Origin of the sequence: Bradyrhizobium sp. Bra64, assembly GCF_024519875.1 — a bacterium.
Taxonomy (GTDB): domain Bacteria; phylum Pseudomonadota; class Alphaproteobacteria; order Rhizobiales; family Xanthobacteraceae; genus Bradyrhizobium; species Bradyrhizobium japonicum_G.
On the sequence record NZ_JALJRD010000002.1, the window covers coordinates 38,202 to 58,706 of the forward strand.

At 63.2% G+C, this 20,505-nt stretch carries 18 protein-coding genes; 8 read left to right on the forward strand and 10 right to left on the reverse strand.

Annotation, left to right across the window (positions count from 1 at the left end):
- Window positions 1-16: 16 nt before the first annotated feature.
- Window positions 17-406: a DUF1330 domain-containing protein gene (locus tag NR187_RS07845; RefSeq protein ID WP_211383255.1), complete on the reverse strand. Its 390-nt coding sequence runs from the start codon at window positions 404-406 to the stop codon at window positions 17-19.
- Window positions 407-582: 176 nt separating this feature from the next.
- Between NR187_RS07845 and NR187_RS07850 the strand changes: the two genes are divergently transcribed.
- The gene (locus tag NR187_RS07850) at window positions 583-2,148 is read left to right on the forward strand and encodes a winged helix-turn-helix domain-containing protein (protein ID WP_211383254.1); all 1,566 of its coding nucleotides are present in this window, start codon (window positions 583-585) and stop codon (window positions 2,146-2,148) included.
- Between the two features lie 404 nt (window positions 2,149-2,552).
- On the forward strand, window positions 2,553-3,989 hold the full coding sequence (locus tag NR187_RS07855; RefSeq protein WP_211383549.1) for a DUF1254 domain-containing protein: 1,437 nt from the start codon (window positions 2,553-2,555) through the stop codon (window positions 3,987-3,989).
- 159 nt (window positions 3,990-4,148) lie between these two features.
- On the opposite strand, the gene NR187_RS07860 is transcribed toward NR187_RS07855, so the two are convergent.
- From NR187_RS07860 to NR187_RS07875, 4 genes are all read right to left on the reverse strand, one after another.
- On the reverse strand, window positions 4,149-5,969 hold the full coding sequence (locus tag NR187_RS07860) for an ABC transporter ATP-binding protein (protein ID WP_211383253.1): 1,821 nt from the start codon (window positions 5,967-5,969) through the stop codon (window positions 4,149-4,151).
- Window position 5,970: 1 nt separating this feature from the next.
- Window positions 5,971-6,888 carry an ABC transporter permease gene (locus tag NR187_RS07865; RefSeq protein WP_211383252.1) on the reverse strand — a complete coding sequence of 306 codons (918 nt, stop codon included), beginning with the start codon at window positions 6,886-6,888 and terminating at the stop codon, window positions 5,971-5,973.
- 2 nt (window positions 6,889-6,890) lie between these two features.
- Window positions 6,891-7,871 carry an ABC transporter permease gene (locus tag NR187_RS07870; RefSeq protein WP_211383251.1) on the reverse strand — a complete coding sequence of 327 codons (981 nt, stop codon included), beginning with the start codon at window positions 7,869-7,871 and terminating at the stop codon, window positions 6,891-6,893.
- Between the two features lie 156 nt (window positions 7,872-8,027).
- Window positions 8,028-9,590 (reverse strand): ABC transporter substrate-binding protein, encoded by a 1,563-nt coding sequence (locus tag NR187_RS07875; RefSeq protein WP_211383250.1) that lies wholly within the window; start codon window positions 9,588-9,590, stop codon window positions 8,028-8,030.
- 323 nt (window positions 9,591-9,913) lie between these two features.
- On the opposite strand from NR187_RS07875, the gene NR187_RS07880 reads away from it, so the two are divergent.
- Window positions 9,914-10,729 carry an HAD-IIA family hydrolase gene (locus NR187_RS07880; protein ID WP_249128959.1) on the forward strand — a complete coding sequence of 272 codons (816 nt, stop codon included), beginning with the start codon at window positions 9,914-9,916 and terminating at the stop codon, window positions 10,727-10,729.
- A 413-nt stretch (window positions 10,730-11,142) separates the two neighbouring features.
- Here the strand turns inward: NR187_RS07880 and NR187_RS07885 are convergent, their stop codons facing one another.
- From NR187_RS07885 to NR187_RS07905, 5 genes are all read right to left on the reverse strand, one after another.
- Entirely contained in the window at window positions 11,143-12,417 is a 1,275-nt protein-coding gene (locus NR187_RS07885; protein ID WP_211383249.1) for a Zn-dependent hydrolase, read from the reverse strand.
- A 7-nt stretch (window positions 12,418-12,424) separates the two neighbouring features.
- Window positions 12,425-13,306: an alpha/beta fold hydrolase gene (locus NR187_RS07890; protein WP_211383248.1), complete on the reverse strand. Its 882-nt coding sequence runs from the start codon at window positions 13,304-13,306 to the stop codon at window positions 12,425-12,427.
- An 11-nt stretch (window positions 13,307-13,317) separates the two neighbouring features.
- Entirely contained in the window at window positions 13,318-14,463 is a 1,146-nt protein-coding gene (locus NR187_RS07895; RefSeq protein WP_211383247.1) for a pyridoxal phosphate-dependent aminotransferase, read from the reverse strand.
- A 7-nt stretch (window positions 14,464-14,470) separates the two neighbouring features.
- Window positions 14,471-15,250, reverse strand: coding sequence for an SDR family oxidoreductase (locus NR187_RS07900; protein WP_063708464.1), 780 nt, complete (start codon window positions 15,248-15,250; stop codon window positions 14,471-14,473).
- A 67-nt stretch (window positions 15,251-15,317) separates the two neighbouring features.
- Window positions 15,318-16,031: a GntR family transcriptional regulator gene (locus tag NR187_RS07905; protein WP_256806225.1), complete on the reverse strand. Its 714-nt coding sequence runs from the start codon at window positions 16,029-16,031 to the stop codon at window positions 15,318-15,320.
- Between the two features lie 227 nt (window positions 16,032-16,258).
- Between NR187_RS07905 and NR187_RS07910 the strand changes: the two genes are divergently transcribed.
- Genes NR187_RS07910 through NR187_RS07930 form a run of 5 tightly spaced genes read left to right on the forward strand, consistent with a single transcriptional unit; the run spans window position 16,259 to window position 20,505 of the window.
- The gene (locus NR187_RS07910) at window positions 16,259-17,116 is read left to right on the forward strand and encodes an ABC transporter ATP-binding protein (protein WP_211383245.1); all 858 of its coding nucleotides are present in this window, start codon (window positions 16,259-16,261) and stop codon (window positions 17,114-17,116) included.
- Window positions 17,113-17,898: a class II aldolase/adducin family protein gene (locus NR187_RS07915; RefSeq protein WP_211383244.1), complete on the forward strand. Its 786-nt coding sequence runs from the start codon at window positions 17,113-17,115 to the stop codon at window positions 17,896-17,898. The genes NR187_RS07910 and NR187_RS07915 overlap by 4 nt, the downstream gene beginning before the upstream one ends.
- 23 nt (window positions 17,899-17,921) lie before the next feature.
- Window positions 17,922-18,938, forward strand: coding sequence for an ABC transporter substrate-binding protein (locus NR187_RS07920; protein ID WP_211383243.1), 1,017 nt, complete (start codon window positions 17,922-17,924; stop codon window positions 18,936-18,938).
- Complete coding sequence (locus tag NR187_RS07925) at window positions 18,935-19,750, forward strand: ABC transporter permease (protein WP_211383242.1); 816 nt, start codon at window positions 18,935-18,937, stop codon at window positions 19,748-19,750. Before NR187_RS07920 ends, NR187_RS07925 begins: the two co-directional genes overlap by 4 nt.
- On the forward strand, window positions 19,747-20,505 hold the full coding sequence (locus NR187_RS07930; RefSeq protein WP_211383241.1) for an ABC transporter permease: 759 nt from the start codon (window positions 19,747-19,749) through the stop codon (window positions 20,503-20,505). The genes NR187_RS07925 and NR187_RS07930 overlap by 4 nt, the downstream gene beginning before the upstream one ends.

The following is a 20,505-nucleotide window of genomic DNA, read 5'->3' on the forward strand; positions in this document are numbered from 1 at the left end:
CTTTGGTGATCCGAGACTACGGCTCAACTTCAACGATGTACCGCCGTATCGTTTTCGCAGTCTTCTCCCCCTCGGGCGCAAGGTCCTTCCAGGCTTTGGATTGGAAAAATGCCCTGGCGGCGTCTGCACTGTCCCACTCAGTCATGGCTACGCTAACGGGGGGCGGCTCGCCCTCTGCGTGGAAGATCCTCCCTTTCAAGGTGCCCATGGAGCGTCCACCGGCGTCGGCCAGCGCCTTCCTGGCAGCAGCGAGGTAGCTCGGCGACACTGTCGCACCGCCAATCGGGACGATCTCACCAATACTATAGGCTTTCAGCCTGGCTTGCGCCTGCAGCCCTTGGACCGACAAGCCACCGATTGCGACACCGGCGAGCAGCGCCAGTACGACCGTATATCGAGTTCTCATATTGTCCTCCCGCCAGCGCCTGCCTCGATCACCGCCGTGTGCGGAGCGTCGAATGACACGAGCCTAGTAGCGCCCCGGCAGGCTCGCTTCACATCCGGCTCTCATTTTCCTCACCAACGGCTGGTTTTTGCTAGACTGGACAAGGGCAACCGTAAGCCAATCCGGGGAGCGCCACTATGCGCTATCTCTTTGAGAACTACAGCCTGGATACGGACGGCCGCGAGCTACGGCGCGGGGCTGACGTTCTGCCCACTGCGCCGCAGGCGTTCGACCTTCTCGTCTACTTGATCCGCAACCGAGATCGCGTCGTCAGCAGCGATGATCTGATCGCCGCCATTTGGGGCGGCCGCATCGTCTCCGAAAACGCGGTGACCACCCGTCTGAACGTGGTCCGGGATGCAATCGGCGACAACGGAAGGGAGCAGCGTCTCCTGAAGACGTTCCCGCGCAAGGGTTTCCGGTTCGTAGGTTCGGTGCGGGAGGAGCGTGGACATTCCGGCGCGCCGACCCCCGACATCTCTCACGAGGCGCCGGCATTGGCGGGAGACTTTTCCGGTCGACCCTCAATCATCGTCTTGCCCTTCGACAACCTGTCCGGCGACCCCAGCCTTAAAATTTTCGGCGAAGGCTTCACCGAGGATGTGCTGACCGAACTGTCGAAGTTTCGTGAGCTCGTCCTGATTGCAAGCGAGCCCCGGTCGGCTGCCTCCGAAACACGCGATGCGCGGGAGATCGGCCGCGCGCTTGGCGCGCGCTACGTGCTGGATGGTAGCGTGCGCGCGGCGGGATTTCGCGTGCGTGTCACCGGGCGGCTGATTGACACAACGACGGCCGCGCAAATCTGGGGCCAGCATTACGACCTCGATCGCGGCCGTGATCCGGCTTTCCATGACGAGCTTGCGGAGGCCGTCGTCTCAGCGATTTTGCCGGCAATCCGCCACGCCGACCTGAAGCGCTCCCAACACAAGTCATCCGAACAGCTTGAGGTTTGGGAGGCTTACCAGCGTGGCCTCTGGCATATGTCAAAATCCGATGCTGCCAACAACGCGTTGGCCCGGTCGCTCTTTCAGCGTGCCGTCGATCTCGACCCAAATTTTGGCAGGGGCTATGGCGCCATCGCCTTCACATACACGGCCGCCTCATCGGCCTTCAGCGAAATGTCCATTGCCGAGAGTTGCGAGTTGGCCGCCCCCCTGGTCCGCAAGGCCATCGGGCTCGACGAGAACGATACGGATGCGCGCTCGCGCCTGGCGCTACTCGCCCTGCTAAAGGGCGATCTGGAAGGTGCTATCCGGGAGGCGGATATGATACTCTCCGTACGCGAGAGTTGCCCAGACGCCTGGGGAGTCAAGGGTGCAGCTCTGGGATATGCCGGGCGTCGGCAGCAAGGCCGCGACGCGATCAAGCGGTATTTCAGCCTGAACCCCTTTGATATCGCGCGTCCGATCCGGCTTACGCAGATCGCATCATCGCTTTATATCGACGGCGGCTACGAGGAAGCGGCGCTTACCGCGCGACAAGTCATACGGCACTATCCGAGCCACCCATTTGCCTATCGCTGGCTGGCGGCATCTTTGGGCCAGCTCGGCAGTGCAGGCGAAGCGCAGAAGGTACTGCAAACCTTGCAGGCGATATCGCCGTCCTCGTTCGAAATGTATGTTAGGCAGCGACCGCCACAATTCTGCAGCGCAGAATACTCGCCTTTGCTGGAGGGGCTGCGTAAGGCCGGCTGGAAGGAGTAGATCCTTCCTGATCAACTCATTGCAGCTTACTTTCAAGATGCTCCAGGTCGGATAATCAATCTCCGCCTTTTTGTTTCGGGACTCCCCAAGAGGGCCGTGCGCCGTTACTCATACGCGCTGACAAGGTCATCGAATAACACTTCATGTCCGCTCATGGGCCCCTCTGAGACATGCGCGACTATCCTGAGAATGTCCGTTCACTCGGGCAGACCGGAAGTCGCCCAAGGTCCGGCCAACCAACGCGAATGACCCTAAGCGGCCATCCTTGATTTAGGTCAACCCGGACGAACTGCTGCTCTGTTTCTGTAAGTACTCAGTATCCGTCTAAGGACCAAACGGCCTCGATGCCGCGCGAACTCAGCACGCTGCCGGACCGGGGGACCAACGCCGTAAGGAGTGCACCCTTGTTTACGAAACGCGAAATCTTACGCAGCGCGGCATTTACCGGCGTCTCAATTGCGACGACGTCGCTCCCGGTATGGGCGCAGACAACTGCCGACCGCCCCGGCTTCCTGAAAGCAAAGGAGGTTGCCGAGGCGGGCTTCATATATGGCCTGCCTATCGTGATGAACTACGCCGTCATGTACGAGTACGCAGTTGATCGCAATTCCGGGCAGTTCAAGGCGCCCTTCAATCAGCTCAAGAACGAACCCAACGTGTTCACCTACAAGGACACGGCCATTCCTACGCCGAACAGCGACACGCCCTATTCGTTCGTCTGGATGGACTTGCGGGCGGAGCCGATCATCCTTTCCGTCCCTGCGGTGGACCCTAAGCGCTACTACTCGGTCATGCTCTGCGACGGTAACACCTACAACTATGGCTATATCGGTACTCGGGCAACGGGCAGCGAGGCCGGCGATTACATGGTCGTCGGCCCCGACTGGAAAGGCGCTACCCCGCACGGGATCAAGAAAGTCTTCCGATCGGGCACGCAGTTTTCGGTGGCGGGATATCGTACCCAACTTTTCAGCCCCGACGACCTCGATAACGTCAAGAAGGTTCAGGCCGGCTACACCGTGCAGACACTCTCCGGCTATCTGAAGCAGGCGCCGCCGCCCGCCGCGCCGGCCATCGATTTCCCAAAAATCGACAAGGAACTCGTGAAGACGAATTTCTTCGATTTCCTCGACTTTGCTCTGCAGTTCGCACCCGCGGAAGCAAACGAGAAAGAGATGCGCGCCCAGCTCGCGCGTATCGGCATCGGGCCAGGCAAATCGCTCAACTTCAAGGACCTCTCGATCGAGGACAAGCTGGAGATCGGCTTGGGCATGAAAGAAGGCGAACGAAAAGTCGATGAGGCGGTGGCCAATGCCGGCAAGGCGATCAATGGCTGGAGGGTGAGTGGGCTTCCGGGTGACAGCGCCCATTACAACGGCGATTGGTTGAAGCGCGCCGCCGCCGCCAAGGCTGGCATATACGGCAACGACCCGGTGGAGGCGATGTATCCTTTGACCCGCTCCGACAGCGAGGGTCAAACGCTCGATGGCAGCAAACACAATTACACGCTGACATTCCCGCCGGGTCAGCAGCCGCCGGTAAATGCCTTCTGGTCTCTTACGATGTATGACGGCAAGACGCAGTTACTGATCGAAAATCCGATCAACCGGTATTTGGTCAACTCACCGATGCTGCCGGCCATGAAAGCAAACCCGGATGGGTCGCTGACGCTATTCGTCCAGAACAAATCACCGGGGGCCGACAAGGAAGCCAATTGGCTGCCGGCTCCGAACGGTCCGATCTATCTGGTGATGCGACTCTACTGGCCGAAAACAACGCCGCCTTCTATCCTTCCGGCAGGCGAAGGCACTTGGCAGCCGCCGGGTGTGAAGCGAGTTTGATACAATACCGGACGCTCGGATCTCTGCAGGATGGCGACTTCTGCTGCGATTGGCCCATAGCGTCGTTTCGCTGCCACGCAACAATAAGTCAGCTATCGGAGCATAGCCGGCACTGACAAGCTGCCATCCAGTGGGTTTATGCAGCTCACGGCCTCATCTCTACGCCGCCGCCTGCGCCTGATCGCCATCGAGAAGATGGCAGGCGGCGAAACGTCCGGGCGAATGCTCGACGAGCGCCGGCGTCTCCATCCGGCAACGGCCGAACGCCTTCGGACAGCGCGACGCAAAGCTGCAACCGGCCGGGATGTCGATCGGACTGGGCGGCTCGCCCTCCAGCAGGAAATCGGAGGGATCGAACGGCTTCTGCTCCAGCGTCGGGGCCGCCGACAGCAACGCCTTGGTATAGGGATGCTGCGGATCGAAGAAGAGATCGTGGTTGTCGGCAATCTCCACCATCTCGCCGAGATACATCACGGCGATCCGCGTGCAGACCTTCCGCACCATCGCCAGATCATGCGAGATGAAGACGTAGGTGAGATCGTTCTTTTCCTGCAATTTCGAGAACAGCTCGATCAGCCTGCCCTGCTCGCGCTGGTCCAGCGCCGACAAGGTCTCGTCGAGGATCAGGAGCTTGGGATCGAGAATCAGCGCTCGCGCGATCGAAATGCGCTGCCGCTCGCCGGTCGAAAGCGCGTTGGGCAGCTGGTCGTAAAGCTCGGCGGCGAGACCGACTTCGGCCATCTCCGCGATCACCCGCGTTCGCAAATCGGCGCGCTTGATACTCCCGCGGATCAGGAGGCTCTCCTCGATCATGCGGCCGACCGTGGTACGCGGCGGCAAGGCATTGTAGGGATCCTGCAAGAGAAGCTGGAACTCGTTGCGTTTGCGGATCAGCTCCCGCGATGACAGCGCGCCCAGCGAAGTCCCGTTCAAGACGATGCTGCCGCTGTCGGGGGTCTCCAGCCAGGCCAGCAGCCGGGTCAGGGTCGACTTGCCGCAGCCGGATTCACCGACAATGCCGAAATTCTCGCGCGGCATGATGTCGAGCGTGACGCCGCGCACCGCTTGTATGTTGCTGTGGCTGTTGAACGTCCCGCGCTTGCGGGCGCGGTAGGTGCGATGGACGTTCTCCACCTTCATCAAAGGGGCCTCGCCTTGAGCCTGACGGCGGGCAAGCGGCCCCTCCGCCGTCTCCCACATTCGCGGCACGCTCGCGATCGCCTTGCGCGTGTAATCGGATTGCGGCGAAGCCAATAGCTCGTCGAATGGCTGTTGCTCGACGAAGCGGCCCTGGTACAGCACGGCCGTTCGATCTCCGAACTGGCCAAGTGTCGGTAAGGAGGAGGACAGGTAGATCGTCGCCATCTTGTGGCGCGTACAGAGGTCATGGAGCAAAGCCACGATCTGCGCGGCAATGGTCACATCGAGCGGCTGGGTCACATTGTCTGCGATCAGCACGGCGGGCTCGGCGCAAATGGCATCCACGATCATCGCGCGCTGCATCATGCCGCCGGAAAATTTCGACGGGTAGTCCCAGTAGCGCTCCTTTGGCGAGGGAATTCGGACCTCGCCGAGGAGCTGCATGACTCGGTCGCGGCATTCGCGGCCATTCCATTCAGGCCTGACGCTGTGCAGCTTCTCCGCGATCTGGACGCCAACCGGCACGGTCGGATCAAGCGCGCTCTGCGGCTTGGAGCCGATATAGGCGATATCGCGTCCGACCCGGACCTCCCGCGCTCCGGCGCCGAGGATGTCATGACCGGCGAAGGCGACCCGTCCGGCCCGATACTGCAGGCTTTCCGGCAACCAGTTCGCCAGCGCGCGGCTGAGCACCGTCTTGCCCGCACCGCTCTCGCCGTAGATACCGAAGATCTCCGACGTGCTGAGGCGGAAGCTGATGTGATCGAGAATCGGAGCCGCCCCCGGTGTCGTGGCACCGACCGTCAGATCGTCGATTTCGAGAATGAGCGAGAGATCCATCTCAGAGACCTCCATAGATGCGGTTGCGCGCCTTTTCCAGCGCCGAGCCCATGAGATTGATCGAGGTGAGCGCGACGGCAAGGAAGATTCCCGGGACGGTTCCGATCCACCAGGCGTTGAGCAGATATTTGCGGGAATCGGCGATGATGCTGCCAAAGCTTGGGGTCGGCGGCTGAATGCCGAGCCCAAGGAAACCCAGGATCGCTTCGAAGATCATCATGCGGGCGACATCGAGCACCGCGACGAACGCGATCGGGGGCAGGATGTTGGGCGCCGCGAACAGCAACAGGATCCGCCAGTCCCCGGCCCCAAGCACGCGCAGACCGCGCACATATTCCTTGCCGCGCTCAGCGACTGCGGCACTACGGGCCACTCGCGCGTAGAGCGGCCAGCCGGACAGCGCCAGCACGATGATGATCGTCGGGACGGTCGGCCGCGACACGCCGAGAATGGTGATCGCCAGGATGATCATTGGAATCGACAGCTGAGCGTCGGTAATCCGCATGATGATGGTGTCCCACCACTTGCCCTTGAAGCCTGCGAACAGGCCGAGACCGCAACCGATGACGAAGATCAGGAGCACCGTGACGATGCCGACCAGCAGCGAATACCGCAGCCCGATCAGGCTGCGCATCAGGATGTCGCGGCCGAGCTGATCCGTGCCCAGCACGTGATCCCAGGTCCACTTGTCGCCCAGATAGACCGGCGCCAGGAACTTGTCCTTCACCACCATCTTGGTCGCGCTGACCGAGGACACTTCGGGATAGATCGCGGACGCGAGCAGCAGCGCGATGAAGACGAAGAAGCCGATCTTGAAGCTCGACATGCCCCAGGCCGCGGCCAGGATTCGCCGGTTGACCGACCGGATACGGGCCAATCGAGGTTCAAGCTCAGCAGCGATGACCGTGGTCGCCGTCATGGTCAGATCTCCACGCGAGGATCGATGAGATAGGCGACCAGATCCACGATGATATTGATGAAGACAAACACCGCGCTGGTCGTGATGGCGATGCCTTGGATGACCGGGAAATCACGCCCGACCACGGAGACGACGGTCAGATTGCCGAGGCCCGGATAATCGAAGATGTATTCGATCACCAGCACGCCGCCGATCAGGGTCGAAAGCTGGATGCCGAGCAAATTGACCAGCGGCACCGCGGCATTGCGCAGCGCATGGGAATAGACGATGCGGCGGCGCGACAGGCCGCGAACCCGGGCTTCGTCGATGAACGGCGCCTGCATCACCTCGCCGAGCGACGTCGTCAGCGTCCTGATGATGAAGGGCGCGATCTCCACCGCCAGCACCAGGGCCGGCAGAATGACATAGGAGAAGCCCTGGTAGCCGAGCGCCGGAAGCAGCTTCAGCTTGATCGACAGAAACAGGATCAGAACGATCGCAAGCCAGAAATTCGGGATCGACACGAACAGCGACTGCATGCCGAACGCCAGGGCGTTCTGCCATCGATGCTGATGCAGACCGCCGGCAATTCCGACCGGAAACGAGATCAGCAGCGCGAACAACAAGGCCATACCGCCCAATTGCAGCGTGAACGGCAAGCGTTCGAGAATGAGGTCGGTCACCAGCGCCATGTCCGACTTGGTCGGATCGACATATTGCCCACCGGCCGCAATCATGCCGCTACGCGGCCGAAGATAGGATTGTCCGAGATCGCCCTGGAGCAGACCGCTCATATAGCGGCCATATTGAACGATGATGGGGTCGCGCAGCCCCATCTTGGTCGCCACTTTTTCGACCACATCGGGCGGCGCCATTCCGCCGACGATCAGACGGACAGGATCGCCTGGAACCACGCGCAGCAGCGTAAAGATGATCAACGAGGTGATGAAGACGATCAGGAGACCCTGCGCGATCCGCTTGACCAGGAATTCCAGAATCAACATCGGGAAGAGCTACCCTTGCATTCGTCGGGAGTTCCGGCAGGCCGGGTTGTCTGGCCTGCCGCCGACCCGAGAAGACCGGCAGGCCGGACAAGTCCGACCTGCACCTGACCTCAGAAAACAGGCAGATCGGACAAGTCCGACCTGCTTGAGCAATCATCATGCCAGCGTGGCTTTGGTCATGTCCTGCATGCCGTTCGGATAGATGTAGAGGCCGTCCAGCTTCTTGCTGTAGGCGTGGATGAAGACCGACGTGAACAACGCGAGTGCCGGCGCCTTCTTGGCGATGGTCGGCAGTGTCTCGGTCTGGATGATCTTCTTGCGCTCTTCGATGGAGGTGGCATTGCGCTCCTTGTCGAGCACCGCGTCGATGTCCTTGTCGACGATGCCGGTAATGCGCTTCGACGACGAGTGGAAGTGGGTGCGCAGCACCAGATCCGGCTCGGGCGACCCCGTGCACCAGCCGCAGTCAATCATGTTGCCTTCGCCGCCGCCGGGCTTGTCATAGAGCAAGTTGCCCCAGGCCGCGACTTCGAGGGTCTGGAGATTGACCTTGAAGCCCTGCTCCTGGAGCATGCCGGTGATCAGTTCGGCATATTCCTTGGTCTTCGGATAGAACCCGACCGAGGTGTAATAGGTGAGTTCGGGAAGGCCCTGGCCCTTCGGGAAGCCGGCTTCCGCCAGCAGCTTCTGGGCCCTGGCCGGATCGAACTCCGGATATTCGGCGACCTCCGCATAGCCGAACTTCACCGGCGAAATATGCGCCTTGGAATAGGTCCCCGAGACGCCAAGCACCTCCAGCACCTGCTTGCGGTCGATGGAGTGGCAGGCCGCCAGCCGGATGCGCGGATCGTCGAACGGCTTCTTGGAGCAGCGAAAGAACAGATATTTGTTCTCGACCGAGACCGCCTTGTGGATGTTGAAGCGAGCATCCTTGGAGATCGTCTCGACCTGCTCCTGCTCCAGCCGCTCGATGATGTCCGCCGAACCATTCAGCAACGACAGCGTGCGGGTCGTGGTGTCGCCGACGAAATGATACTCGACGCCGGGAATCTTCGGCGCGCCGAGGAAGAAGTCGGCATTGGCGGTGAGAACGGTCGTGTCGCCCTTCTGCTCGACGTATTTGTACGGCCCGGTGCCGTTCATGCGAGCCGACAACTGCGCCTTGTTGGCGACGTCCTTGGCAGACATGATCGGCAGGAACGAGGAGAGATAATAGTAGAGCGCCGCCGGATAGCCGTGCGCCTTGGTATTGATGCGGCAGGTGAAATCGTCGACGACGTCGATGGTGACGAGACCCGGATACCACTGCGCCGGCCGGTCGGGCTGACAGCCATACTCGTAGGTCGCCTTGACGTCGGCTGCCGTAAACGGCGTGCCGTCATGAAACTTGACGCCCTTCCGAAGCTTGACCTCCATCGTGGAAGCATCGATCGGCGTCATGGACTCGGCCAGCTCGAAGATCAGCTCGTCCGGCTTGTCCGGCCGCATCGGCGCCCGCGTCAGATAGCCGAAGACGAATCCCTCGACGATCAACTGACCCAGATTGGTGTGCGTGGTCGGATCCCAATTGCCGGACAGTGCTTCGGCGCCGAGAAAACGCAGCGCCTTGCCCTCGGCCGCAAAAGCGGAATTTACCAGGAAGTCCGGATTGACCCGTCCGAAGCCGAACGCTGCGGCACCGGCAAGCCCCCCTAACATCACGTCTCTACGGTTGATCATGTCCTATCCCTCGATGATTTTGGCAACGCTGAAACTGCTGCCGAGGGCGCGGGGCACTCAGCCGTTTCGATCGTCTCGCGTAACTTGCAAAGCGTAGACCAAAGGCCACGCTTGCCCGATTCCTGCTGCTCCACGATTCCGTTGCTGACACTCCCGGATGCGCCGATTGCGCGCTCGACTCCAGACCGCCAGAGCATGCCGCCCAACTCCGAGGCAGCCGCGCCTCTCCGCTGTGCAGGACAGGAATGATGGACGCTCGGAACAACGTTTCGGAGACGATGGGCCTATATTTCCCGTGTTTCGAAACGAGCGGAATCGCGGCCTTGAAGATACAGGAGCCTCCGACCAGTCACATCATTCGCGGCATCATCTCGGACCTCGACGGCGTGGCCTATCGAGGAGATTCAGCGATCCCGAGTTCGGTAAGAGCGTTTCGCGCCTGGCATGAGCAGGGCCTGCCGTATGCGTTCGTCACCAATAACTCGACGAAATCTGCCGCGCAATTTGCGGCGAAGCTGACCAGCATCGGCATTCCGGCGGAAGCACGGCAGGTCTTCAACACCATCTCGGCGACGACGTCCCTGCTCGCAAGACGCTGGCCGCAAGGCACGCCGGTCTTTGCGATCGGCGAGCAGCCGCTGCGCACAGCCATTGAGGCAGCCGGATACGATCTGACCTCCGAGGACCCGGAGGTCGTGGTGCTCGGATTCGATTCGACACTCGACTACGCCAAGCTGCGGACGGCGATACGAGCCGCCCTCGCGGGAGCGGCGATCGTTGCGACCAATCCCGATGTCCTCACGCCGGGGCACGATGGATATGACCCTTGCGTCGGCGTGATGACTGCGGCGGTGGTCGCCGCGGTACCGAGTGCGAAGCCGGTCGTCGTCGGCAAGCCGCAGCCCTTCCTGATCGAACGGGCGCTCGAGCATCTCGGCACCGCAAAGCACGAAACGATCATGATCGGCGACCAGCTCGCGACCGATATCGCGGCCGGCAACGCCGCCGGCCTGCGCTCCGTCCTGCTCGCCAGCGACGTCCCGTTCAATGCGGCCACGGGGGTCGTCCCCGATCGTGTCGTGTCGAGCCTTCTCGATCTCCTCGACGCCACTTCCGAGAGGGCCGGCCCGCTCTCATGATGACTCCGAGCTCGATCGAGAGCATGCAGACCGAGCTCGGCGCGGCCTTGCCGCTCTGGGGTCTGTCGTCACGATCGACGGTCTCCTTCCTCAGCCATTCCGAGAACACGACGTTTCTGGCGCGGGACCCGGCGTCTGGACGGAGGCTGGTGCTGCGCGTGCAGCGGACCGGCTACCATGCGTCCGTCGAGATCAGGTCCGAGCTCGCCTGGATCGCACCGATGGAACCGCCGCGATGGGGGAACGATTTCTGCAAGCGCTTTGATGGTCGCCCGTGGCGAGACAGAGTCGCTTGTCTTCATTTCGTTCCAGTCTCTCCGACGGTCCGGTCCTGACCTTCGAAGGCTTGACGATGCCGACCGCGGCGTCGGGACCTGCCGTCGCGTTGCGATAGGCCTCCCGAAAAATCTCCGTCATCCCTTCTCATGACCGCCTGCAGCAAAGGACTGCGTCTCGAATGCGGCCTCTCGCAGCACCGTAGCCAGGACGGACGCGCCGGCGGCAACATGATCAGGCTCGGCCCACTCATGTTCGACATGGCTTGCACCATCCCGGCAAGGAATGAAGATCATTGCCGCTGGACAAATCTTGGCGAGATGGCGGGCGTCGTGGCCGGCGGCCGAGAGGATGGCCATGCTGGTATGCCCCTGCTGACGCGACGCTTCCGCGATGCTCGCCCGCAGGCGCGGATCGAAGGCGTTCGACGGCGCATCGACGAGCGGCGTTAACGTAACGGCGCAAGGTGGGGCGTATTCGCGGCAAAGGACCGAAATCCGAGCGCCGGCCGCATCGAGTACCGCATTGTCGGGATGGCGCAGATCGATGCTGAAGACGACGCGCGACGGCACCACTGACGGCGCGTTCGGCACGGCAGCAACCCGGCCGATCGTGAACTTGATGTCGGCATCGATTCCGCCGATCTCGGCGTGAAGCGCCGCTGCCATGCGCGCAAAGGCCGCGAGCGCATCCCGCCTCTCCTGCTGCGCGAGCGTACCTGCGTGTCCTTCCTCTCCCTCGATCGCCACCTGAAAGGTCTTCTTGCCCTGGATGCCGGTGACGACGCCGATCGTGCAGGCGGCCGCCTCCAGCAGCGGTCCCTGCTCGATATGCAATTCGAGATAGGATCCGACGGCAAAGCCGAGCATTCTGTGCGGCACATCAGGGAAAGCCTGATGGAGGCGGTCTAGCGCTTCGCCGACGCTGACGCCGTCAGCATCACGCGCGGTGCGGATCGCCGCCATGTCACGCTCGCCCGTAAAGGCCTCCGACCCCATCATGCCCGGCGCGAAGCGCGAGCCCTCCTCGTTCATCCAGGCGACGACGATGACGTCGCGCACCGGCCGGTCGCCTCGCTCAGCCAGCGAGATCGCCGCCTCGAGTGCCGCCATCACGCCAGCGGCGCCGTCGAATTTGCCGCCGGTCGGCTGACTATCGAGATGACTGCCGAGCAGGAACGGCGGTGCGGCACCATCGCGCCCGGCGAGTGTCAGAAACAGGTTTCCCGCCGCATCCGTCGACGGCGTCAAGCCCGCCTCGCGCGCCCAGCCGATGACGCGGCGCCATGCGGCGATCTCGCCGTCGCTCAGCGCCTGACGGTTGACCCCGCCGGCGGGCGTCGCGCCGATCTCGGCGAGTGCCATCAAGCGGGTCCAGAGCCGATCGGCGTTGATCAGGGGCTGGCTGGTCATCGATCCACTACTTCGTGCGCATGATCTGGCCCGGCAGCGCGCGCGGATCACGTGGCAGCCAGCGGCCGGCCTCGACCTGGGCGATGAACTCTGCAAGCAGCGCGTTGAACGCCGCCGGTTCTTCCAGATTGAGGGTGTGACCGGTCTTGGGGACGACCGAGAGCCCGCAGGCCGGAATCGTCTTCTTCAGGAAGATGCCGGGCTGGAGGCAGTGATCATCCTCATCGCCCACGACCACCAGCGTTGGCACAATCATCGACTTCAGTCCGTCCTCGAGGTCGTAGAACGACGGCCGCCGCGCCTGAACGCCGCGCATGGTGTTGGCGGCGCCGCGATCCGAATGGGTGGCGAGGCGATCGGCAAATTCCTGCCAGCCGCGCGGGTCCTTGTTCTGGAACTGCACGCGGCTCGCGCCGAGCGCATAGACTTTGGAGAACTCCTTCGCGCCCTGCGTCTCGAAATTGTCTGCGACTTCCAGCGAGACGCCGCGAAAATACTCTTCGAACTCCTTCTCGCAGCCATAGCCGGCGCCGGCCACCGTGAGCGACAAGGCACGCTCCGGCGTGCGCAGGCCGAAATGCACCGTGCAGAAGCCGCCCATCGAGAGGCCGACGATGTGCGCCTTCTCGATTCGGAGCGCATCGAGCACGGCGACCGCATCGTCCGCGGCGATCGCCTGGGAATAGGCCTCCACGCTATCAGGCACATCCGACGGCGGATAGCCACGGGCGGCGTAAGTGATGCAGCGGTGGCGCCTGCTGAAATAGCGGAGCTGCGGCTCCCAGCTAGCGTGATTGCCGCCGAATTCATGGATGAAGAGGATCGGCGTGCCCTCGCCGGCCTCCTCCACATGAAGCTTCACGCCGTCCTTCGCTGTAATCATCGTCATCGGCATCGTTCCTAGAATTGCGGCGGCAGGTCGTTGAGCGTGCGCGCCTGCGCGACCATCTCCGGCAGCAGCGTGCAGAGCTTTTCGACCCACGCTTGCGGCACGGAGGTGCTGATCTTGACGAAGCGGTCGCCGAAACGCTGGGTGTGATAGGTGCCCTGGCGGATCATGATGCCCTGGCGGCGATAGCATTCGACCAGCGCCTCGGGGCGGATGCCCGCCGCAACGGTCTCCAGCACCAGGAAGTTTCCGTGCGAAGGCATGATCGGCAGCGCCAGCCCTTCGATCGCGGCCGCCGCCTGCTGGATCATCGCCTTGTTGGCCCGGTCGGTGCTGCGGACCTTCTTCATCCATTCTGCCTTGACGGAAAGCCCCGCCTGCGCCGCGCGCTGGGCGATGACGCTCGCGCCGAGCACGCTCGTGGACGTCTGCGCGAACTCCTCGAACAGATCAGGCGCGGCAACGAGAGCGCCGATCCGCAATCCGGCAAGGCCCAGCCATTTCGAAAAGCTGGTCGAGACGACCGAGCCTTGCGGAGCCACGTGAAGCGCCGGGGTGTGGCCGTCGGCGAAATCACGATAGGTGCAATCATGCACCAGCAGCGCGCCGCAATCGCGCGCGATCGCCGCAAAGCTCTCGATCTCCTCGCGGGTGTAGCGGATGCCGAGCGGATTGTTGGGATCGACCAGATAAATGATCGCCGTGCGCTCGTCGACATTCGCCTTCAACGCCTCGGGCGTCAGGCGGTAGTTGCAGGCCGGATCGTAGATCGGAATCTCGATCACCTCGGCGCCCTGCTGGCGCGCGAACAGGCACGGCCATTTCCAGGTCGGATCGGTCGTCACCAGCGTGGTGCCGGGCTTGCAGCGCGCACGGCATATCATGGCCAGCGCGTTGACGCCGCCCTCGGTCACCAGCGCCTCCGCACCGGGTGCGCCGAGATCCGCAACGATCGCGGCGCGCAGCGCCTCGAAGCCGAGCGGGGGAGCATAGGCATTGAACTCGCCGGCCTCGATCGAGCGCAGCATCGCCTCGCGCACGGCGGGATGGCTCTCGACGTGGTTGGTATTCTGGCCGAGCCAATAGAGTCCCGGCGTCGCCGAGAGCTCGTCGAAATAGCGGTTGCGGACCAGCGCCGCGGATTGAGTCCCTGACATCGACGCCTCAGATCACCGAGCCGCGTGCGGCGATGCCGCCGTCGATCGTCACCACGGTGCCGGTGATGTAGCCGGACCGCGGCGAGGACAGGAAGGCGACAAGATCGGCGACCTCCTCCGACGTTGCCGGCCGCTTGCCCGGATATTTGTCGAACAGTTCCTCCCAGCGGCTTTCGTCGCCGAGCATGTCGATCGCCTTGCGCTTCATGATCTTGAGCATGCGGTCGGTGGCAACCGGTCCCGGATTGACCGCGACGACGCGCACGCCGTGATCGAGGCTGCGGCCACCGAGCGCCTTGGTGAAGGACATCAGCGCCGCGTTGCCGGTCGAGCCCGCGATGTAGCTCGCGTCCCAGTTCTCGCCGGAATTGCCGATGATGTTGATGATGACGCCGTCCTTGCCCTTCATGCGCGGATAATAGAGACGCGACAGCGTGATGTAGCCGAACACCTTGAGATCGAAGCCGCGCCGCCAGGCCGCGTCATCGAGAATTTCCAGTGAACCGGCCGGGATGTCGCCGGCATTGTTGATGAGAATGTCGATGTCGCCGACCTCGGCCGCGAGCTTCTCCATCGCAGCCGTGCTCGACAGGTCGAGCGCGTGGATGGTGATCTTCACGCCATGGCGGGCTTCGAGCTGTTTCTTGGCCTCGAGCATCGCCTCGCCGTTGCGGGCGGCGAGATGCAAATGACATCCTTCCGCGGCGAAGAGCTCGGCCACCGCAAGTCCAATTCCTTTCGACGCGCCGGTGATCAGGGCGGTCTTGTTCGTCAGCTTCAGGTCCACTCCGGGTCTCCAGGATGCAAGCTAGATATACAATGTCTAGCAATTTGCATACCAAGCGACCCCAAGGTCATTCGAAGGCGGCGAGGAAGTCCAGCAGGTTGTCGCCGAGCAGGTTGACGTGATCGCGCATGGCACTGTGCGCCCGCTCCGGATCGTGGGCTAGGATCGCCTGCATGATCGCCTCATGCTCGCGAATGGTGTCGGCGATCCGGTTCGGCATGCGCGTCACCCGGCGGCGATACGCCGCCACCTGGTTGCGCAACTTGCGGGTCTGGTCGGCCAGGAAGGTATTGCGCGAGGCCTCGTAGATCGCCTCGTGGAATTCCTGGTTGATGTCGTAGAAGACGTCGATGTCGCCGGTTTCGCCCGCCGCTACAAGCCGCTGGTGAATTTCGCCAATTTCGGCCCTCCAGGCCTGTGAGACACGCCGCGCGGCAAGCCTTGCGCAAAGCCCTTCGAGCTCGGCCATGACCTGGAACATCTCAATCAGCGCCTGCGCCTTGATGCTGCGAACCGTTGCCCCCTGCCGCCCGCGCAGCTCGACCAGATGGTTGGCAGCCATCAGGCGGAACGCCTCCCGCACCGGTGTGCGCGAGACCCCAAAGCGCTGCGCGATCTCCTGCTCGTCGAGCCGGCTGCCCGGCTCGAGATGACCCGCCGCGATCGCGCCTTCGAGCTTCTGGCGCAGACTCTCGGCGAGCGTCATGCCGGAGCCTGCCGTGAGGGTCTCCTGCCCATTTTTCACGCGCCTGGCGCCGCCTTGTGCACCAATATCCGCCATCATGTTTCTCCAATGCCAATACAAGTATACATATTGACACTCACTCTCCAGCGAAACGCCCCGTTTTCCCTAAGGGATGCGCGCGGCGCCCACCTATTCGCTGTCGATCTCGCAAGTCTTATGCCTGATTTGCCTGAAAATCGCACTGGCACACGAGTTGCTACGAGATTTCGACGCGGCCCGCTTTCGTATGCGAATGGCCGCCGCCATTATACAAGGACATCCCGGTGCAGGCTGCCCGCCTCCCCAATCCCGGACCGACCACCGAAGCCCCACAGGCTCGGCCGGAGCCGCTGCTTTATCTTGGCGCGCTCAACAAAACCTTCGGTCCCGTCGCGGCCCTGTCGGGACTTCAGGCGAGCGTGGGCCCCGGAGAGTTCGTCACCGTCGTCGGTCCCAGCGGCTGCGGCAAGAGCACTCTTTTCAATATCGTCGCAGGGCTCGAGGAGCCGGACGCCGGCGGCATCCTGCGCTTCGAAGGCAAGAGCTGTCATGCCGCCGATCTGCTCGGCCGCGTCTCCTTCATGCCGCAGCGCGACCTGCTGTTTCCCTGGCGCAACGTCGTGGATAACGCCATCCTCGCGCTCGAGGTCGAGGGCATGCCGCGCGACCAGGCGCGCGCCAAAGCCCTGAAGATGCTGCCCGAGTTCGGGCTGGCCGGCTTCGAGAAGCAATATCCCAATCAATTGTCCGGCGGCATGCGCCAGCGCGTCGCCTTGATGCGGACCTTCCTGTTCGAGCGCGACCTGATGCTGCTGGACGAGCCGTTCGGCGCGCTCGATGCGCTGACGCGGGCCATGATGCAGCGCTGGCTGCTCGATGTCTGGCAGAAATACCGCCGCACCATTCTCTTCATCACCCATGACGTCGACGAGGCGATCTTCCTCGGCGACCGCGTGCTGGTCATGACGGCGCGCCCCGGCTCCGTGAAGCTCGAACAGGTCGTCGATCTTCCTCGCCCGCGCCGGCCCGAGATCGTCACCTCCCCCGAATTCGTGCGCCTCAAGCGCACGCTGCTCGACGCAATCGAGGAGGAAAGCATGAAATCGTTCCAATCCTCCATCGCGCAGGAGAAGCCGCAATGAACGCGATGTCAGCGAGAGAGCCCGCGCCGCGCGGGATCGAACCGGCGGAATGGGACGCGCGCATCAAGCTTGCAGCCTGCTATCGCATGGTCGCCAGGCTCGGAATGGACGACCTGATCTACAATCACATCTCCCTGCGCGTGCCCGGCCACGACGACCAGTTCCTGATCAATCCCTACGGCCTGCTGTTCGACGAGATCACGGCATCGAGCCTGGTGAAGATCGACACCAAGGGTAACAAGCTCGACGACACGCCACAGGCCGTCAACGTCGCGGCCTTCGTGATCCATGCCGCGATCCACACCTCGAACCACGACGCGGCCTGCGTGCTGCACACCCATTCCGACGCGAGCGTTGCGGTCTCCGGCCAGGAGAAAGGCCTGTTGCCGCTCAGCCAGTTCGCGATGCGGTTCTACGACAGGCAGGCCTTCCACGACTATGAAGGCGTCGCCATCGACCTGGACGAGCAGGTTCGCCTGGTGCGCGATCTCGGCCCGCACAAGGTGATGCTGATGCGCAACCACGGCATCCTCACCGTCGGCCGGACCCCGGGCGAGGCTTTCATGCTGCTCTACTATTTCGAGCGCGCCGCGCGGATCCAGCTCCAGATGCAGGCCGCCGCCGCGGCCGGCGCCACGCTGGTGACGCCGCCGCCCGAGGTCTGCGAGAAGGCCGCGCGCCAGTTCTGGGAATTGCAGGGCGACATCCTCGTGCCCGGCGAACGCGAATGGCCGGCGCTGATGCGTCAGCTCGACCGCACCGATCCGTCCTACCGCAATTGATTTTCACCGCCGGGAGCATCACCATGTTGAGCCGACGCCACGCCTTCTCCGTCCTTTCCGCCATCGCACTGGCAACGGGCTCGCTCGTCACGGCTGCGCCCGCCGCCGAGTTGCAGAAGGCGAGCCTGCGCCTGAAATGGCTGCCACAGGCGCAGTTCGCCGGTTTCTACGTCGCAGCCGCCAAGGGCTACTACAAGGCCGAGGGCATCGACCTCACCATCAATCCCGGCGGGCCCAACCTGCTGACCGAAAACCTGGTCGCGACCGGTGCCGACACGTTCGGCCTCTCCGGCGGCACCGACAGCGTGTTCGCAGCCCGCGACAAGGGGCTGCCGATCGTCTGCATCGGCGTGTCCCACCAGATCACGCCCTTCATCTTCGTCGCCCGCAAAGACGGGCCGGTGAAGACGATCCAGGATTTCAAGGGCAAGACCGTCACCACCTGGTTCACCGGCGCCAATCACGTGCTGACCGGCATGCTGGCCAAGGAAGGCATCAAGCCGGATGAGCTGAAGATCCAGCCGCAGCAGGTTTCGGTGACGCCCTTCGTCGACGGCAGCGTCGATGTGGTCACGGCGACCTATTACAACGAGTTCTACACTATCCAGTCGCGCATGCCGAAGGACAGCTTGAAGACCTTCGTCGCCGAGGACTACGGCATCACCTTCCCGCGCGACACGCTCATCGTGGCCGAGGCGACCGCCAAGGAAAAGCCGGAGCTCGTCAAGGCGTTCCTGCGGGCTTCGCTCAAGGGTTGGAAAGACGCCTTCTCCGATCCCAAGGGCGCCGTCGACACTGTGATGGCTGTAGCCCCGACGCTCGATCGTGCGCAGCAGGAATTCATGCTCACCGAGGTGAAGCGCCTGATGACGGCCGGCGCGGCCGGCAAGAACGGCCTGTTCTGGATCGACGCCGACGCGGTCAAGACCGCGCACGACTTCTTCCTGAAATATGGCGTGATCTCCAAGCCGGTTGATCTCGCTGCCGCCTATGACGCCAGCTTCATCCAGAGCATCCCGGCGGCGGACCGGCTGCCGTGAGCAGCACTGCGGCGACATCGCTTGGTTCCGGCCGCGCGGCTGCGCGGTCGATGGCAATGCCGGTTTCGCTGCGCAAGCTGATCCGGCTCCTGCTCGGCCTCGCCATTGCCGCGGTGGTCTGGGAAGGCGCGGTGCTGCTGTTCGGTATCCGGCCCTATTACCTGCCGCGCCTCAGCACGATTCTGCTGGCGATGGCGGCGACGCCCCGCGCCTATGTCGACGGCTTCCTGCGCACCCTGGCCGAGACGCTGATCGGATTTGCTTCCGGCGGCGCGTTCGGCGTGCTCATGGGTGTCGCGTTTTTCCGCCTCCGTGCGCTGCGCGAGATGGTGTTTCCGATCTTCGTGGTGTCGCAGACCATCCCGGTCATCGCCTTCGGCGCGCTGGTGGTGCTGTGGTTCGGCAATACGCTGCTCGCCAAGGCGATCATCGCATTCTACCTGACCTTCTTTCCGGTGACGGTGAACACGCTTCTGGGCCTCGAGACGGTCGATCCCAAGCAGGTCGACCTGATGCGCAGCTTCGGCGCCTCCAACCGCCAGCTCCTGTTGCGCTTGCAGCTTCCAACCGCGCTGCCGCAGATCTTCGTGGCGCTGCGGCTCGCTGCATCATTGAGCCTGGTCGGCGCCATCGTCGGCGAATGGTTCGGCGACACCACCGGGCTCGGCGTGCTGCTGCTCCAGGCCATGTTCACCGAGAACGTCGTCGCGATCTGGGCCGCCCTGCTTGCCGCGGCTCTGCTCGGCACCGGCTTCTATGCGGTCGTCGCCGCGGTCGAACGACGGCTGGTGTTCTGGAGCGCGGAGCAATGAGCCGCGCGCTTGCTTCACCCTCGCTCGCCGTCCAGCGCGGCATTCTCGGCGCCTTCATCCTGGTCGCGTGCTGGGAAGGCGCGGCGCGCGGACTGCATCTGCCGGCCTATGTTCTGCCCGCCGTCAGCGACATCCTCGCGGGCCTCTGGTCCAAGCGCGCAACGCTGACCGACGCCGCCGGCTACACCCTGCTCGAAGCGCTGGTGGGCTATGGCCTCGGCTGCCTGATCGGCATCGGCCTCGCCGTCGCCATCGCATTGGTGCCGGCGCTGCGCACCGCGATCCTGCCGCTCGCGACCGCGATCAATTCGGTGCCCGTGGTCGGCTATTCGCCGCTGATCCTGCTCTGGTTCGGCATCGGCGTCAGCTCGAAGATCGTGATGGTGGCGATGGCGGTGAGTTTCACCATTCTGCTCTCGATGCTGGCCGGGCTCGATCGTGTCGATCGCCGCGCCATCGACCTGATGCGCAGCTTCGGGGCAAGCCGCTTCGGGGTGCTGTGGCGCCTGCGCCTGCCGACCGCGCTGCCACTGCTGCTGGCCGGCATGCGCGTCTCGACGGTGCGCAGCGTGATCGTGGCGATCGTCACCGAGATGCTCGGCGCGCATGGCGGGCTCGGCTGGGTGATCTACCAGGCGGTGCTCCAGATCGACTTCGTCCAGGTCTGGGCGGCGATCTTCGTCGCCTCCGCCGCGAGCCTCGCCTTCTTCGGCCTGATCGGTTTCCTCGAACGCAAGATCCTGTTCTGGACATGA

Excerpts from the sequence above, each read along its gene's own strand:
- NR187_RS07920 (WP_211383243.1), top strand. The coding sequence starts at position 17,922 with ATGTTGAGCCGACGCCACGCCTTCTCCGTCCTTTCCGCCATCGCACTG.
- NR187_RS07875 (WP_211383250.1), bottom strand. The coding sequence starts at position 9,590 with ATGATCAACCGTAGAGACGTGATGTTAGGGGGGCTTGCCGGTGCCGCA.
- NR187_RS07915 (WP_211383244.1), top strand. The coding sequence starts at position 17,113 with ATGAACGCGATGTCAGCGAGAGAGCCCGCGCCGCGCGGGATCGAACCG.
- NR187_RS07930 (WP_211383241.1), top strand. The coding sequence starts at position 19,747 with ATGAGCCGCGCGCTTGCTTCACCCTCGCTCGCCGTCCAGCGCGGCATT.
- NR187_RS07895 (WP_211383247.1), bottom strand. The coding sequence starts at position 14,463 with ATGTCAGGGACTCAATCCGCGGCGCTGGTCCGCAACCGCTATTTCGAC.
- NR187_RS07850 (WP_211383254.1), top strand. The coding sequence starts at position 583 with ATGCGCTATCTCTTTGAGAACTACAGCCTGGATACGGACGGCCGCGAG.
- NR187_RS07845 (WP_211383255.1), bottom strand. The coding sequence starts at position 406 with ATGAGAACTCGATATACGGTCGTACTGGCGCTGCTCGCCGGTGTCGCA.
- NR187_RS07885 (WP_211383249.1), bottom strand. The coding sequence starts at position 12,417 with ATGACCAGCCAGCCCCTGATCAACGCCGATCGGCTCTGGACCCGCTTG.
- NR187_RS07890 (WP_211383248.1), bottom strand. The coding sequence starts at position 13,306 with ATGACGATGATTACAGCGAAGGACGGCGTGAAGCTTCATGTGGAGGAG.
- NR187_RS07860 (WP_211383253.1), bottom strand. The coding sequence starts at position 5,969 with ATGGATCTCTCGCTCATTCTCGAAATCGACGATCTGACGGTCGGTGCC.
- NR187_RS07905 (WP_256806225.1), bottom strand. The coding sequence starts at position 16,031 with ATGGCGGATATTGGTGCACAAGGCGGCGCCAGGCGCGTGAAAAATGGG.
- NR187_RS07870 (WP_211383251.1), bottom strand. The coding sequence starts at position 7,871 with ATGTTGATTCTGGAATTCCTGGTCAAGCGGATCGCGCAGGGTCTCCTG.
- NR187_RS07865 (WP_211383252.1), bottom strand. The coding sequence starts at position 6,888 with ATGACGGCGACCACGGTCATCGCTGCTGAGCTTGAACCTCGATTGGCC.